Here is a 14563-nt window from a genome sequence, read left to right on the forward strand (position 1 = left end):
CTCAGCCTGCGTCGCCCATCGGATAGCGGGTCTCGCGCAGGCTGTCCTTGATCTTCTTCAGATGGGGCAGGAAGTCCTCGCCGCGGCGCAGGGTCACGCCGGTGGCCAGCACGTCGATCAGCGCCAGCTGGATCATGCGCGAGGTCATCGGCATGTAGTGGTCGGTGTCCTCCGGCGCCGAGACCGCCAGGGTCTCGGTGCACTCGGCCGCCAGCGGCGAGTCCGGCGCGGTGATGCCCAGCACCACGGCACCGTTGTTGCGCGCCACCTGGGCGATGTCCACCAGCTCCCGGGTGCGCCCGGTGTAGGACAGGATCACCACCACGTCGCCGGTGTGGCAGGCGGCGGCGATCATGCGCTGCATCAGCACGTCGATATAGGCCGACACCGGGATATTGAAGCGGAAGAACTTGTGCTGGGCGTCCTGGGCCACGGCGCCCGAGGCGCCCAGGCCGAAGAAGTGCAGCTGCTTGGCCTGGGTCAGATAGTCGACCACGCGCTCGACCCGGGCCGGGTCGATCTCGCGTCGGGCGACGTCCAGGGCGGCGATGGTGGCGCCGAAGATCTTGCCGGTGTACTCGCCCGCCGCGTCGCCGGGTTCCACCGCCTGGCTGACATAGGGCGTGCCGCCGGCCAGACTCTGTGCCAGCTTGATCTTGAAGTCCGGATAGCCCTTGGCGTCGAAGCTGCGGCAGAAGCGGTTGACCGTGGGCTCGCTGACCGAGGCCGCATGGGCCAGGCTGGCGATGCTCATGCTGGTGGCGGCGGTCGGGTCGGCGAGGATGACGTCGGCGACCTTGCGTTCGGATCGGTTGAGCTCATCGAGGCGACGGCGAATGCGGTCCAGCAGATCGTGACTGACCATGCGCGGGGGAGTCTCCGTGAGGCGGTTGCGGCGTCGTTCGCCGCCGGTGTGTCGATATGATGTGGTGATTTAACTACATTATGTCCACTATCCTAGCGCGCGCGGGCGGGTAACGGCCAGCCGTGACCGCTCGGACCTCTCCATATTTAGTAGTAAATTTACAGAAGTTTTTGGAGATGGTCGGCGCAATAGGCTATTATTTTGTTAATTTAACCAGATGAGGGTGGTCATGAGCCAACACAAGCGGCCCCAGGAAGGACGCTCCTTCGGCGACCTCGGCACGGCAATCGATCTGGCCCTGTTCGGCGCGCTGGGCGATCTGGCCCAGCGCAAGCTCTTCCCGGCGCTCTTCCACCTGGAGCGCGAGGGGCTGCTCGATCCTTCCACGCGACTGTTGGGGCTGGCCCGACAGGAACTGGATGTCGACGCCTTCAAGGCGCGGGTCGAGAAGTCCTTGAAGACCTACGTCAAGGCCGAGGAACTCGATCGCGAGGTGCTGGGACGCTTCATGGCACGGCTCGACTTCCTGCAGCTCGACTTCACCCAGCCCGAAGGTTACGCCGCCATCCGCGAGTGGCGCCAGGGCGCCGAGCAGCCGATGGTGGTCTACCTGTCGGTGGGCGCCAAGATCTACGGTGACATCTGCCGCAACCTGGACGCCAGCGGCAGCCTCGACGCCTCGAGCCGCGTGGTGGTGGAGAAGCCGATCGGCTACGACCTGGAATCCTCGGCCGAGGTCAACGATGCCATCGGTTCGGTGTTTCCCGAGTCGAGCATCTACCGCATCGACCACTATCTGGGCAAGGAAACGGTCCAGAACCTGATCGCGCTGCGCTTCGCCAACCCGCTGTTCGGCACCCAGTGGAACCAGAACCATATCTCCCACGTGGAGATCACGGTGGCCGAGAAGGTCGGCATCGAGGGGCGCTGGGGCTACTTCGACGAGGCCGGCCAGCTGCGCGACATGGTGCAGAACCACCTGCTGCAGCTGGTCTGCCTGATCGCCATGGACCCGCCGGCCAACCTCGACGCCGACGCCATCCGCGACGAGAAGGTCAAGGTGCTCAAGGCGCTCAAGCCGTTCACCGACGAGATGCTGGGGCGCGACGTGGTCCGCGGCCAGTACATCGGCGGCACCATCGACGGCCAGACCGTGCCGGGCTACCTCGACGAGGAAGGCGCCAACACCTCGAGCCACACCGAGACCTTCGTGGCCATGAAGACCGAGGTGGCCAACTGGCGCTGGGCGGGCGTGCCGTTCTACATCCGCACCGGCAAGCGCATGCCGGCCAAGATGTCGCAGATCGTCATCCACTTCCGTCAGCAGCCGCACTACATCTTCGATCCGGACCAGCGCGACCTGGCCGCCAACAAGCTGGTGATCCGGCTGCAGCCGGAGGAGGGCATCGCGCTGGAGGTGCTGACCAAGGACAGCGGCCTGGACAAGGGCATGCGTCTGCGCCGCGGCCCGCTGCACCTGGACTTCAACAGTGCCTTCCCCAAGGCGCGGATTCCGGACGCCTACGAGCGTCTGCTGCTCGAGGTGATGAAGGGCCAGCAGTACCTGTTCGTGCGCCGCGACGAGGTCGAGCATGCCTGGCAGTGGTGCGACAGCCTGATCGAGGCCTGGAACGACCGCGCCGAGGCACCGCGCCGCTATCCGGCCGGCTCCTGGGGCCCGGTGGCCTCCATCGCCATGATCACCCAGGACGGCCGCAGCTGGTATGAAGACTACTGAGACCGGCAGGAACGAGGACGATTGAGATGAGCCAATCCCGTGAGCAACTGGCCCGGCAGCTTGCCGAGGCCGTGGCCGAGGCCCTTCGGGCCGACCTGGCCGAGCGCGAGCGCGCCCTGCTGGTGGTGTCCGGCGGCTCCACCCCGGTGCCGTTCTTCGAGGCCCTGGCCGCCATGGACCTGCCCTGGTCCCGGGTCGACGTGACCCTGGCCGACGAGCGCTGGGTCGCCGAGGACGCCGACGACAGCAACGCCCGCCTGGTGCGCGCCCACCTGATGCAGGGGCCGGCCGCCGCGGCCACCTTCGTGCCGCTGACCAGCGCCGCCGCCACGCCCGAGGAGGGCGTGACCGAGGTCAGCGAGCGCCTCGCGGCGCTGACCTGGCCGGCCAGCGTGGTGATCCTGGGCATGGGCGGCGACGGTCACACCGCCTCGCTGTTCCCGGACAGCCAGGAGCTCGGCCTGGCGCTGTCCACCGCCGATTCGGTGGTGGCGGTGCGCACGCCGAGCCAGCCCCAGCCGCGCATCACCCTGAGCGCCGATCGGTTGCACCGCTGCCCGCGTCACTTCCTGCACATCACCGGCGAGGAGAAGCGCACGGTGCTCGGCCGTGCGCTGGCCGGCGACGACACCCGGGCGCTGCCGATCCGCGCCTTCCTGGCCGGCCCGCTCGGCATCTACTGGGCGCCCTGAGCCCCGGACCCCTTTCTGGAGCCATGACCATGACCATCGACAAACAGCTGCCTTCCACCCGCACCACCGAGATCGACAGCATCTGCCTCAAGGCCGAGGTGATCCCGGTGCTCGCCATCCAGCGTGTGGAAGATGCCGTGCCGCTGGCCACCGCCCTGGTCGAAGGCGGCCTCAGCGTGCTCGAGGTGACCCTGCGCACCGACTGCGCGCTGGAGGCCACCCGCCGCATCAAGGAAGCGCTGCCTCAGGCCAGCGTCGGCATCGGTACCGTGCTGACCCCGGCGCAGTATCGCCAGGCCGAGCAGGTCGGCGCCGACTTCGTAGTGACCCCGGGCACCACCGAGGCGCTCTATCGCTACGGCGTGGAAAGCCCGGTGCCGATGCTGCCCGGCGTGGCCACCGTCTCCGAGCTGATGATCGGCTGGCAGTACGGCTATCGCCGCTTCAAGTTCTTCCCCGCCGAGGCCAGCGGTGGCGTCAAGGCGCTCAAGGCCTTCGCCGGCCCGATCCCCGAGGCGCGCTTCTGCCCGACCGGCGGCATCAGCCTGGACAACGCCGGCGACTACCTGTCCCAGCCCAACGTGATGTGCGTGGGCGGCTCCTGGCTGACGCCGAAGTCGCTGGTCGAGGCCGAGGACTGGAACGCCATCCGTCGGCTGGCCCAGGAGGCCGCGGAGCGCTTCCACCACTGATTCTTTCGATCGACCCATCGGGTTCTCTCTCGACAGCCGTTGGCTGTCCTTGCGCCCCGGCCTTCATGGCCGGGGCTTTTTTGTGGCCTGCACCACGGACGATCAGGAGCGGGCGTGCCGCGTCCACGGCGGTGCGCTGCTCGTGCTCCCGGGGTATCGACATACGTCTTGGTCACGTGAAATCAGTGTGATGAAGAAGTTGGAAAAAGTTGGCCCGCTCCTTGCTTGGTCTGGGTGACGTCGCTTGCGTCGCGGCGCCCGTCCCTTCGACAACACGAGGAAGCGACCCATGAACGATATCGCCCCGCTTACCCTGCTCGCCCAGGATCGGCTGACCCTCGCCAGTGGCCTCGAGAGTCGGGATCTCGAGCGCTACCGCCGGCTCGCCCGGGCGCTGGCCAAGCGTCATGCCGACATCAGCCGCGTGGTGGCGCACCTCGGCGTCGAGTGCGAGCAGCAGCTCGAGGCCCTGACCGAGGCCGCCGAGCGCATGGAGCTGACCGCCTGCGTCAGCCGCGAGGAAGTGCCCGCGATTCCCCCGGTCGAGGCCATGGGCGTCGACCAGGCGCTGAAGGAGGCGCTGGACGCCGCCGACGAGGCCAGCCGCCTGTCGCGCCTGCTGCTGGACACCAACGCCACGCCGGAGCTCGAGACGGCGCTGCTGGCCTTCGCCCGTCACAAGCAGACCGAGTGCAGCATGCTGCGGGAGTGTCTGGCGGTACATGTGAAGTAGTTTTTCCCGGTGCAAACGAGGACGCCCCCGACAGGCCGTACAGCGGCCTGTCGGGGGCGTCCGTCGTTGTGAAGGTGGAAGGTGCGGGCGTTGTATCAGCCGGGCCTCAGGCGCCGGCCTCGACCGCCACCGCCTGGCCGCCGCGCTTGATCGCCGCGTAGCCGAGGCCGGTGATCAGCGAGCCGATGACGATCGCCGCCAGGTACAGCAGCGCCGGCGTGATGGCGTTGGGGATCAGCAGCACGAAGATGCCGCCGTGGGGCGCCATCAGCTTGGCGCCGAACAGCATCGACAGCGCACCGGTCACCGCGCCGCCGACCATGCTGACCGGGATCACCCGCAGCGGGTCCTTGGCGGCGAAGGGAATGGCGCCCTCGCTGATGAAGCAGAAGCCCAGCACGAAGGAGGCCTTGCCCGCCTCGCGCTCGGGCTCCGAGAACTTCGACTTGGCGACGAAGCTCGAGATGCCCATGCCGATCGCCGGCACCATGCCCGCGGCCATGATCGCCGCCATGGGGGCGTAGGTCTCGGAAGCCAGCAGGCCGACGCCGAAGGTGTAGGCGGCCTTGTTCACCGGCCCGCCCATGTCGAAGCACATCATGGCGCCCAGCAGTCCGCCCAACAGCAGGGCATTGGTGGAGCCCATGTTCTCGAGGAAGTCGGTCAGCCCGGAGAGGATCGCCGCCACCGGCTCGCCGACGATGTAGATCATCACCAGGCCGGTCACCAGGCTCGCCACCAGCGGGATGATCAGGATCGGCTTGAGCGACTCGACGCTGGCCGGCAGCTTGACGTAGCGGGTCACCGCCTTGGCCACGTAGCCGGCGAGGAAGCCGGCCAGGATGCCGCCGATGAAGCCGGCGCCGATCTCGGAGGCCAGCATGCCGCCGATCATGCCCGGGGCGATGCCGGGGCGGTCGGCGATGGAATAGGCGATGTAGCCGGCCAGCACCGGCACCATCAGCGCGAAGGCCGTGCCGCCGCCGATCTGCATCAGCGCCGCGGGCAGGGTGCCTTCCTCCTGGAAGGCCTCGATGCCGAACACGAACGACAGCGCGATCAAGAGACCGCCGGCGACCACCATCGGCAGCATGAAGGACACCCCGGTCAGCAGGTGCTTGTAGACGCCCTTCTCCTTGAGGCTCTTCCTGGCCTCGCCGCCGCCTGCCGCCGGGGCGCTGCCGTCTTCCACCGCGGCCTCGGCCAGCGCCGCCTCGATGGTCGGCTTCGGCTGCTTCAGCGCGCTGCCGGTGGAGGTGCGATAGATCCGCTTGCCGGCGAAGCGGGTCGGGTCGACCTCGATGTCGCAGGCCAGGATCACCACCTCGGCGTCACGGATCTCCGCCTCGGTCAGCTGGTCCTGGGCGCCCACCGAGCCCTGGGTCTCGACGCGGATGGGATGGCCCAGCGCCTTGCCGGCCTCGGCCAGGGCTTCCGCCGCCATGAAGGTGTGCGCGACCCCGGTGGGGCAGGCGGTGACGGCGACGATGGACTGGCCGCCGGCTGTGGCAGCCGCCGCCCCGGTTCTGGAAACAGGCGTGGCATGGGTCTCGCCACCGGGCACGAAGGCCTCGGCCTCGCGCCGGGCGCGCTCGAGGAAGCCGCCCGGGTCGGGCAGCGCCTGGTCGATGGTCGCACGGAACAGCGGCTTGCCCTTGAAGCGCTGCGGGTCCGGCACGTGGTCGGCGGCGACGACGATCAGGTCGGCGGCCGCGATGGCCTCGGCGGAGACCGGCTGCACCGGCTCCAGCTCGCCGTGCATCTCCACGGTGGTCTGCCAGCCCAGCCGCTCGGCGGCCTGCTCGAGGCGCCGGGCGGCGAGGAAGGTGGTGGCCATGCCGCTGGGGCAGGCGGTGATGAGGATGGCGTTCATGCGAGGGCTCCCCCGGCGTCGTCGCCGCCAAGGCGGTGGACGCGCGTCTGTTGTTGGAGTGACGGGAAATCGGCGGCGCGGGCGTCGCCCACGCCGACATGGCGGACCGCCTCGGCGGACAGCGCGGTGGCCAGGCGCAGTGCCGCGTCGGGCGCGTGCCCTTCGAGCACGCCGTGCAGCAGCGCGGCCAGCAGGGTGTCGCCGGCGCACACGGTGCTGGCCACGGTCATGGCCGGCGGCAGCGCCTGCCAGGCGCCGCGGCGGCTGACCCACAGCACGCCCTCGGCGCCGGCGGAGAGCACCGCCTCCTCGATGCCGGCCGCATGCAGCCGGCGGGCGGCGTCGAGGCGAGCCGCCTCGCTGTCGAGGGGCATGCCGGCCCAGGCGGCGAGCTCCTGCTCGTTGGGCTTGACCGCGGTGGGGCCGGCGGCGATGGCGGCCTCGAGGGCCGGGCCGCTGGTATCGACCCACACCGGCAGGCCGGCGCCGCGCAGCCGCGCGATCAGCTCGGCCAGCGCCTCGGGCGTGACGCCGGGCGGCAGGCTGCCGGCGATCACCACCGCCTCGGGGCAGCGGGCGTCATCGGCGGCCAGTGCCTCGAGGCGGTCGAGCAGGGCCTGCCAGGCGGCCTCGTCGATGGTCGGCCCCGGGCCGTTGACGTCGGTGACCCGGCCGTCGGCCTCGGCCAGCTTGGCGTTGATGCGGGTCTCGCCGGGCACGCGCAGGAAGGCATCCTCGAGCCCCTCGGCCTCGAAGGCGCGCAGGAAGGGGCCGTCGTTGTCGGCGCCGAGGAAGCCCGAGACGCGGACGTCGTGGCCGAGGGCGGAAAGCACCCGGGCCACGTTGACGCCCTTGCCGGCAGCTTCCAGTTGGGTCGCGGTCGTGCGGTTGACCTCGCCGGGCGCCAGCCGCTCCAGCGACACCGAGAGGTCCAGGGCGGGATTCAGGGTCAGGGTCAGCAGGCGAGCCATCAGCGGGCCTCCAGGGCGTCGCGGACCGCCTCGCCGGTGGCCTGGGCCAGCGCCAGCGTGGCCTGGGCGCGGGCCTCTTCGAGGTCGAACTCGCGCAGCCGCGCCTTGACCAGCGGCACCTGGCGGGCGCTGACTGAGAGCTCGTCGACGCCGAGGCCGACCAGCACCGGCACCGCGGTGGCATCACTGGCCAGCTCGCCGCACACCCCGACCCACTTGCCCTCGGCGTGGGCCGCGGCCACGGTCATCTCGATCAGCCTGAGCACCGACGGGTGCAGGCCGTCGGCCTGGGCCGAGAGCTCGGGATGGTCGCGGTCGATGGCCAGGGTGTACTGGGTCAGGTCGTTGGTCCCGACCGAGAAGAAGTCGACCTCGGCGGCCAGGGTCGACGCCAGCAGGGCGCTGGAGGGCACCTCGATCATCACCCCGAGCTGGACGTCGTCGCTGCGCTCGCCGGCGGGGATCTCCTCGAACAGCCGGTCGAGGATGGCGCGGGCGGCGCGGAACTCGGCCACGTCCTTGACCATCGGCAGCATGATGCGCAGCGGCCGGGCGTCGCGTTTCGGCTCGGCCGAGGGCGCGGCGGCCATCAGCAGTGCCTTGAGCTGGGTCTCGAGCACCTCGGGTTTGGTCAACGCCAGGCGAATGCCGCGCAGGCCGAGGAAGGGGTTGCTCTCCTGGGGCACCGGCCAGTAGGGCAGCGGCTTGTCGCCGCCCACGTCCAGGGTGCGGGCCACCAGCGGGCGGCCGTCGAGGGCGTCGAGAGCCTCGCGGTATTCGCCGATCTGGGTCTCCAGGCCGGGCATCTCGGCGTGGGCCATGAACACGAACTCGGTGCGCAGCAGGCCGACGCCCTCGGCGCCGCGCTCCACGGCATCGGCGGCGTGGGCGGTGTTGCCGAGGTTCGAGGCCACCTCGACGCGATGGCCGTCGCGGGTCCGGGCCGGCTCGAAGCGGGCCTCCCAGGCCTCGGCCTCGCGGCGGCGGCGCTCGGCCAGGCGCTGTTCGGCGGCCTGGCGGCGCTCGGCGGCGGGGGCCGGGGTCACGCGGCCGCGTTCGCCGTCGAGGATCAGCTCGGTGCCGCTGGCAAGCGTCAGGATGCGCTCGCCGGCGCCGACCACGGCGGGGATGCCCAGCGCCCGGGCCAGGATGGCGCTGTGGGCGGTGGCGCCGCCGCGGGCGGTCAGCAGGCCGCGCACGCGGCTGGTGTCGAGGCGAGCCACGTCGGACGGGCCGATGTCGTCGGTGACCAGGATGTAGGGATGATCCGGCGGCTCGGGCATCTCGACCCGGCACAGGATGCCCAGCACGCGGCGGCCCACGTCGCGCAGGTCGGCGGCGCGTTCGGCGAGCAGCTTGTCGGCCAGGCGCTCCTGGGCCTGGGCGGCGGTGTCGATGGCCTCCCACCAGGCGGCCTCGGCGGAGGCGCCCTCGTCGATGCCCTCGCGGGCGGCCTGGTGGAGCTCGGGATCGCCGAGCATCTCCTCGTGCATCGACAGGATCTGCGACACCTCGCCGCCGCGGGCGTGCTGGATCAGCGCCTCGAGCTGCTCGCCGCCCTCGCGGATGGCGTCGTCGAGCCGACGGCGCTCGGCGGCGGGGTCGGCGGCGCGGGCCGGGTAGTCGAAGCTCGGTGTGGTCAGCACGAAGGCCGGGGCGATGGCCAGGCCCGGCGAGGCGGCCACCGCGGGGTGGGCGACGTCGTCGGCCAGCGGCTCCAGCGCCGGGGCATCCTCGGGCTCTGTCGCCACCGGCTCGCGATAGGCGTCGAAGGGCTCGACGTGTTCGCCGAGGCCGTCTTCCACGGCCCGGCAGACGGCGTCCAGCGCGGCCTCGGCGCCGTCGCCCTCGGCGGTGAAGATCAGCTGCTGGCCGCGGCGGGCGCCGAGGTTGATGACCTTGGTCAGGCTGGCGGCCGAGACGGCCTCGCTGCCGCCCTCGGCCAGGCGCACGCGCACCGCGATGCCCTGGGCGCGGGCGACCTGGATCAGCTGCTTGGCCGGGCGGGCGTGCAGGCCGTGGGCGTTGAGCACCGTGACCAGGCGCTGGCGGGCGGCGGCGGATTCGCCGGCCAGCCGCGCCAGCAGGGCGTCGGCGTCGAGGCGGTGCAGGGTCTCGGGGGCGTCGCTGTCGAGCAGCGCCAGGATGCGCTCGAGCAGGCCGCGGTGGGCCTGGCCCTGGGCCGCGAGGCAGAACACGCCCTGTACCGGGGCGCCGTCGGCCTGCAGCGGCTCGGCCGGGGTGGCCAGCGCCAGCGCCGGCACGCCGACGCCGCGGTCGCTGGTCACCAGCCACAGGCCGCGGCCCAGGGCGCGCGGGGCGGTCTCGGCCACGGCGGCGACGAAGGCGGCGTCGACGCACTCGGCCTGCCGCAGGCGGGCGGCGCCGGCCAGCGCCAGCTCGCCATGGTCGCGGGCGGGGAAGCCCAGGCACAGGGTCTCGGCGTCCAGCCGGGCCTCGACCACCGCCTTCGACAGTAGCTCGGCGATCTCGGCGGCGCGCTCGGCGCCGGCCAGGCGTTCGGCGATGCCGTCCTGATCCAGCACGTGGGTCAGCTGGCGCAGGATGTCGAGGTGCTCGTCGCTCTGGGCGGCGATGGTCACCAGCACGTGGACGCGCTGGCCGTCGTGCCACTCGATGCCCTCGGGGAACTGCAGCACGCGCACGCCGGTGGCGCGCACGTGCTCGCGGCTCTCCGGGGTGCCGTGGGGAATGGCGATGGCGTTGCCGAGGAAGGTCGAGGACTGGGCCTCCCGGGCATGGAGGCCGTCGCGATACTCGGGGGCGACCAGGCCGGCGGCGTGCAGCGATTCGGCGGCCTGATCCAGCGCGTCGCGCCAGTGCTCGGCGCGACAGCCGAGCAGGACGTCATCCTGGCGTAGGGTCAACATCGATGTCTCCGGTTCGTCGGGAGCGACGCCGGGCCATTCCATGGTTCCCGGGGCGTTGCGGTGGCTTGTGCGGGCAAGGTGAATCGTGTCACCTTCGATGACACGAATGCTGGAACGCTTCATCCGGCTTGGCAAGTCCAGATGTCTACGACTTTGGCAGGGGATGGTGGCGCGGCACTCCCGCGTAGAATGCCTCGTCCAGTCTAGGGGGAATCCATGACGCTCGCGGAAATCGCTCGTCTGGCCGGCGTGTCACGCACCACGGCCAGCTATGTCATCAACGGCCAGGCCGAGAAACGGCGCATCAGCCAGGACACCGTCGACCGGGTGATGGCGGTGGTCGAACACCATCGCTATCGGGTCGATCCCCAGGCGGCCGCGCTGCGCCGCGGCTCCAGCCGCACCCTGGGGCTGATCGTGCCGGACCTGGAGAACGTGACCTACGCGCGGCTGGCCAAGCGCCTGGAGCGCGGCGCCCGGGAGGCGGGCTACCAGCTGCTGATCGCCGGCTCCGACGACCGGCCGGAGGTCGAGCGCGACCTGGCGCTGGCGCTGCGCGCGCGGCGCTGCGAGGTGCTGATCACCGCCAGTAGCCTGCCGATGGACGATCCCTTCTACGCCGAGCTGCAGGCCGAGGGGCTGCCGGTGGTGGCCGTCGACCGCGGCTTCGATGCCGAGCGCTTCGCCAGCGTGGTCAGCAACGACGCCGAGGCCGCCGAGCGGCTCGCCGCCTCGGTGCTGTCGCCCGAGACGTCGCGGGCGGTGTGGCTGGATGCGGTGCCCTGGCTGTCGATCACCCGGGAGCGGCGTGGCGGCTTCCAGCGGGCCCTGGCGGGCCGCGAGGCGGCGGCCCTCATCCTCTCCGGCGAGCGCTACGACCGCGCCGAGGGTGCCCGGCTGATGCGCCGGGTCATCGACGAGCACGGCCTGCCGGAGGCGCTGGTCACGGCCTCCTATTCGCTGTTCGACGGCGTGCTCGACACCCTGCTCGAGGCCGGCGGGTTGCCGGACTCGCTGCGCCTGGCGACCTTCGGCGACAGCCGGCTGCTGGAGTTCCTGCCGGTGGCAGTCAACTCCGCCGAGCAGGACCACGACCGCATGGCCGAGGCGACGCTGGAGAGCGCGCTGGCGGCCGCCCGAGGCGAGGGGGCCCCGGGCCGGCGGGCGGTGCCGCGGCGGATGCGCTGGCGCGCGGGAGAAGCGGGGGAGAGCGCCGCCTCCTGAGGAGGCGGCGACGCGATCAGGCCGAGGCGAGGTCGTCCCGGGTCGGCAGGGCGACGTAGCTGCCCGGGCGGGTCACGGCGTGGGCGCCGCAGCGGCAGGCGAAGGCCAGGGCGTCTTCCAGGCGCTCGGCGTCCTGGTGCCAGCCCTCGGCGAAGCCCTGCTCGGACAAGGCGGCCAGCAGCCCGCCGATAAAGGCGTCTCCTCCCGCCGTCGTGTCGACGGGATTGACCTTCGGCGGGGCGACCGCCAGCGACAGTCCGGCGCCCAGGGCGCGCACGTCGCCGCCGCCGTCGGTGATCACCGCCAGCTTGACGCCGGCCGCCAGGCGCTCGGCCAGCCAGTCGTCCTCGGGATGATCGCCGCGCAGGTCGTCGACTTCCTCGCGGGACAGCTTGAGCAGGTCGGCGCTGTCGAGCAGCCGGGTGACCAGGGCGCTGTCGGCAAGCCCCTCGGCCCAGAGATTGTGGCGCAGGTTGGCGTCGACGCTGACCAGGCAGCCGGCCCGGGCCGCCATCTCGGCCATCGCCAGGGTGGTCTCGGCGATCTCCGGGTCGGTCAGGCTGTTGCTGCACAGGTGCAGGATCGCCGGTTCGGCGAACACCCCGGCCGGCAGGTGCTCCAGGCGATAGAGCAGGTCGGCGGCGGGCGGTCGGTAGAAGTCGAAGGTGCGCTCGCCCTCGGCGTCGCGGGAGACGAAGGCCAGCGCGGTGCGTGCCTCGCGGGTGCGCGTCACGCCGGAGACATCGACGCCCTGGGCCGAGAGCTCGGCGGCCAGGAAGTCGCCGAAGTGGTCCTCGCCGAGCATGCCGAGGAAGCGGCTGGGCACGCCGAGGCGTGCGCAGGCCACGGCGACGTTGGCCGGAGCGCCGCCGGCATAGGGCGTGAAGGTCTCAGGCGTGCGGTCGTCGGCGTCGCCCAGGCGGCTGGAGAGCATGTCGACGAGGGCTTCACCGAAGGCGATAACGGGCAGCATGGTAAGGATCCTTGTGATGAAGGGGGCGGGCTCAGGCCACCTCGTGGCCGCGGGCGGCCTCGAGCAGCGCGAACCAGGTCGGACGCGACAGCTCGAGCGAGGCGTCCCGGTACAGCGTCTCGATGCGCTCGGGCTTGAGGCTGCCGATCACCGGCAGTGGCCGCCCGGGCAGGGCGCGCAGCCAGGCCAGGGCCAGTCCGGCGGGGCTGACGCCGTGGGCCTCGGCCTGGGAACGCAGCAGCGCGGCCGCCGGGCCGTCCAGCGCCCGTCCGCCGCCCAGCGGCGACCAGGCCATGGGGGCCTGGCCGTCGCCGATCACGGCATCGTAGAGGCCGTTGAACAGCGGCGCGCTATGGTCGAGCGACAGCTGCAGCTGGTGGGCCGACAGGCGACCGTGCATGCCGGCCTGCAGCCGGCGCCAGGCCTCCGGCAGGAAGTTGGAGACGCCGGCGGCGCCGATCTTGCCGGCCGCGATGGCGTCGTCCAGGGCGCGACCGGTGGCCTCGGCGTCCATCAGCGGGTCGGGGCGATGCAGCAGGAAGTGGTCCAGCCGCTCCACGCCCAGCCGCTCGAGGGAGGCGTCGATGGCCCGGGTCACGTAGGCCGGCGAGCTGTCGTAGTGCTTGACGGCGAACGTCGAGCCGTCGCGCTCGGGCGTGACGATATCGGTCTTGGTCACCACCCGCACTTGGCGGGTGAGCCCGGGGCGGGCGCGCAGCGCGTCGCCGAACAGGCGCTCGCCGGCGCGGTCGCCGTAGATGTCGGCATGGTCGAACCAGGTCAGGCCCTGATCGAGGCGCGCCTCGATCCAGTCGGCCAGTTGTTCGGCGGCGTGCAGCTCCGGCGCCTGGTGCAGGTTCATCATGCCCAGGGCGAAGGGTGCCTCGAAGGTCGCGGCGTGGCTCATGCGTCGGTCTCGAGCGAGAGGGTGGTGCCCAGCAGGTGCTGGGCGCCGGGCACCAGCCACACCGGGTCGAGCCGGGTGTTGGCCGACTCGACGCACAGGAAGTGGCCGGCCGCGGCGGCGGAGGTATCGGCCGGGCGTTCGTCGCCGGGATGCCAGATCACCGCGGAGTCGCTGCCCTGGCGGGCGATGCGCAGGCGGCGGTGGCCGTCGTCCAGCGTCAGCTCGGCGTTGGTGTGGTAGATGCGGTCGAGGCCGCCGCGCACGCCCAGCTCGCCCTGCTGCTCGCGCTCGGCGAAGTCGGCGAGCTTGTCCAGGTAGCGGGCGCCGGCCAGCCCCTCGACGCGGCAGGCCTGCACGTCGGCCACCGCCAGATAGCTGTGCAGGGCGCCGGTGATCTTGACCGGGGTCTCGCCGCGGTGCTCGGTGATCAGCTCCACGTGCAGGCGGTTGGCGTTGGCCTGGATCACCGCCCGCGGCACCAGCTGGGAGTGCAGACGCTCCAGCGGCGAGAGGTGCAGCTCGACGCCTTCCTCGTGCTCGTCCACGGCGTCGAGGCGCCAGTCGGCCTTGCGCGCCGGGCCGTGCATCGGGCCGGAACGGTCCTCGGACTCGTCGGCGGTGTTCTCGTCGGCGAACCACGGCCAGCACAGCGGAATGCCGCCGCGGATGGCCCCGGGCAGCGCCTGGGGCGTGGGCGTGACCCATAGCCAGCCGCCGGCCACCAGGGCCTCCTCGTCTTCGCCGCTCGTAGCGTCCGGCGATGCGGAAGCGCCTGCGGCTTGCGCGTCGTCGGGCGCATTAGAAGTCGAGCCTTCAGCGGTCGCGTCTTCGGGCGCGGGTAAAAAGTGAAGCACCTGGGCGCCCTGAAGCGACACCACGAGCTCACCCCAGGCCTCATTGGCCAGCCACACCTCGCGGCCGGCCCATTCGGCGCGGCGCTGTCCGTCGGTGGCGTCCAGCAGGGCGCGCAGGGATGCGGGAATCATGCGATCTCCTCCATACGG

12 protein-coding genes are annotated in these 14563 nt (G+C 71.6%); 5 read left to right on the top strand and 7 right to left on the bottom strand.

The features are described 5' to 3' along the window. Nucleotide 1 precedes the first annotated feature (1 nt). Nucleotides 2-865 (bottom strand): MurR/RpiR family transcriptional regulator, encoded by an 864-nt coding sequence (locus QWG60_RS03610; RefSeq protein ID WP_146907844.1) that lies wholly within the window; start codon nucleotides 863-865, stop codon nucleotides 2-4. Between the two features lie 229 nt (nucleotides 866-1094). On the opposite strand from QWG60_RS03610, the gene zwf reads away from it, so the two are divergent. From zwf to QWG60_RS03630, 4 genes are all read left to right on the top strand, one after another. Next, nucleotides 1095-2603 carry a glucose-6-phosphate dehydrogenase gene (gene zwf / locus QWG60_RS03615; protein WP_046079260.1) on the top strand — a complete coding sequence of 503 codons (1509 nt, stop codon included), beginning with the start codon at nucleotides 1095-1097 and terminating at the stop codon, nucleotides 2601-2603. Between the two features lie 26 nt (nucleotides 2604-2629). Then, on the top strand, nucleotides 2630-3295 hold the full coding sequence (pgl, locus tag QWG60_RS03620; RefSeq protein ID WP_046079259.1) for a 6-phosphogluconolactonase: 666 nt from the start codon (nucleotides 2630-2632) through the stop codon (nucleotides 3293-3295). A 29-nt stretch (nucleotides 3296-3324) separates the two neighbouring features. Then, complete coding sequence (locus QWG60_RS03625) at nucleotides 3325-3987, top strand: bifunctional 4-hydroxy-2-oxoglutarate aldolase/2-dehydro-3-deoxy-phosphogluconate aldolase (protein ID WP_026068526.1); 663 nt, start codon at nucleotides 3325-3327, stop codon at nucleotides 3985-3987. 289 nt (nucleotides 3988-4276) lie between these two features. Beyond that, the gene (locus tag QWG60_RS03630; protein WP_146907846.1) at nucleotides 4277-4720 is read left to right on the top strand and encodes a hypothetical protein; all 444 of its coding nucleotides are present in this window, start codon (nucleotides 4277-4279) and stop codon (nucleotides 4718-4720) included. 106 nt (nucleotides 4721-4826) lie between these two features. On the opposite strand, the gene QWG60_RS03635 is transcribed toward QWG60_RS03630, so the two are convergent. From QWG60_RS03635 to ptsP, 3 genes are read right to left on the bottom strand one after another with little or no spacing between them, the layout of a single operon-like run. After that, a complete protein-coding gene (locus tag QWG60_RS03635) occupies nucleotides 4827-6593 on the bottom strand; it encodes a PTS fructose-like transporter subunit IIB (RefSeq protein ID WP_146907848.1) in 1767 nt (588 codons plus the stop codon). Further along, nucleotides 6590-7564, bottom strand: a complete 975-nt coding sequence (gene pfkB / locus QWG60_RS03640) for a 1-phosphofructokinase (RefSeq protein WP_046079256.1) — start codon at nucleotides 7562-7564, stop codon at nucleotides 6590-6592. Before pfkB ends, QWG60_RS03635 begins: the two co-directional genes overlap by 4 nt. Then, nucleotides 7564-10455: a phosphoenolpyruvate--protein phosphotransferase gene (ptsP, locus tag QWG60_RS03645; protein ID WP_146907850.1), complete on the bottom strand. Its 2892-nt coding sequence runs from the start codon at nucleotides 10453-10455 to the stop codon at nucleotides 7564-7566. Before ptsP ends, pfkB begins: the two co-directional genes overlap by 1 nt. 216 nt (nucleotides 10456-10671) lie before the next feature. Here ptsP and cra point away from each other — a divergent pair, with 216 nt between their 5' ends. Beyond that, on the top strand, nucleotides 10672-11679 hold the full coding sequence (gene cra, locus QWG60_RS03650; protein WP_146907852.1) for a catabolite repressor/activator: 1008 nt from the start codon (nucleotides 10672-10674) through the stop codon (nucleotides 11677-11679). A 16-nt stretch (nucleotides 11680-11695) separates the two neighbouring features. Here the strand turns inward: cra and QWG60_RS03655 are convergent, their stop codons facing one another. The 3 genes from QWG60_RS03655 to QWG60_RS03665 are packed head-to-tail and all read right to left on the bottom strand — an operon-like array spanning nucleotide 11696 to nucleotide 14545. Continuing rightward, nucleotides 11696-12652 carry a carbohydrate kinase family protein gene (locus tag QWG60_RS03655; protein ID WP_146907854.1) on the bottom strand — a complete coding sequence of 319 codons (957 nt, stop codon included), beginning with the start codon at nucleotides 12650-12652 and terminating at the stop codon, nucleotides 11696-11698. 31 nt (nucleotides 12653-12683) lie between these two features. Further along, nucleotides 12684-13559 (bottom strand): aldo/keto reductase, encoded by an 876-nt coding sequence (locus QWG60_RS03660; RefSeq protein ID WP_146907856.1) that lies wholly within the window; start codon nucleotides 13557-13559, stop codon nucleotides 12684-12686. Further along, entirely contained in the window at nucleotides 13556-14545 is a 990-nt protein-coding gene (locus QWG60_RS03665; RefSeq protein WP_107182236.1) for a D-hexose-6-phosphate mutarotase, read from the bottom strand. The genes QWG60_RS03660 and QWG60_RS03665 overlap by 4 nt, the downstream gene beginning before the upstream one ends. Nucleotides 14546-14563: the final 18 nt, after the last annotated feature.

This window comes from Halomonas halophila, from assembly GCF_030406665.1.
Classification (GTDB): Bacteria; Pseudomonadota; Gammaproteobacteria; order Pseudomonadales; family Halomonadaceae; genus Halomonas; species Halomonas halophila.

Bases quoted from the DNA above. Each gene is read 5' to 3' on its own strand.
- QWG60_RS03660 (WP_146907856.1), bottom strand. From the start codon at position 13,559: ATGAGCCACGCCGCGACCTTCGAGGCACCCTTCGCCCTGGGCATGATG.
- QWG60_RS03655 (WP_146907854.1), bottom strand. From the start codon at position 12,652: ATGCTGCCCGTTATCGCCTTCGGTGAAGCCCTCGTCGACATGCTCTCC.
- zwf (WP_046079260.1), top strand. From the start codon at position 1,095: ATGAGCCAACACAAGCGGCCCCAGGAAGGACGCTCCTTCGGCGACCTC.
- QWG60_RS03630 (WP_146907846.1), top strand. From the start codon at position 4,277: ATGAACGATATCGCCCCGCTTACCCTGCTCGCCCAGGATCGGCTGACC.
- pgl (WP_046079259.1), top strand. From the start codon at position 2,630: ATGAGCCAATCCCGTGAGCAACTGGCCCGGCAGCTTGCCGAGGCCGTG.
- QWG60_RS03625 (WP_026068526.1), top strand. From the start codon at position 3,325: ATGACCATCGACAAACAGCTGCCTTCCACCCGCACCACCGAGATCGAC.
- pfkB (WP_046079256.1), bottom strand. From the start codon at position 7,564: ATGGCTCGCCTGCTGACCCTGACCCTGAATCCCGCCCTGGACCTCTCG.
- QWG60_RS03665 (WP_107182236.1), bottom strand. From the start codon at position 14,545: ATGATTCCCGCATCCCTGCGCGCCCTGCTGGACGCCACCGACGGACAG.
- ptsP (WP_146907850.1), bottom strand. From the start codon at position 10,455: ATGTTGACCCTACGCCAGGATGACGTCCTGCTCGGCTGTCGCGCCGAG.
- QWG60_RS03635 (WP_146907848.1), bottom strand. From the start codon at position 6,593: ATGAACGCCATCCTCATCACCGCCTGCCCCAGCGGCATGGCCACCACC.
- cra (WP_146907852.1), top strand. From the start codon at position 10,672: ATGACGCTCGCGGAAATCGCTCGTCTGGCCGGCGTGTCACGCACCACG.
- QWG60_RS03610 (WP_146907844.1), bottom strand. From the start codon at position 865: ATGGTCAGTCACGATCTGCTGGACCGCATTCGCCGTCGCCTCGATGAG.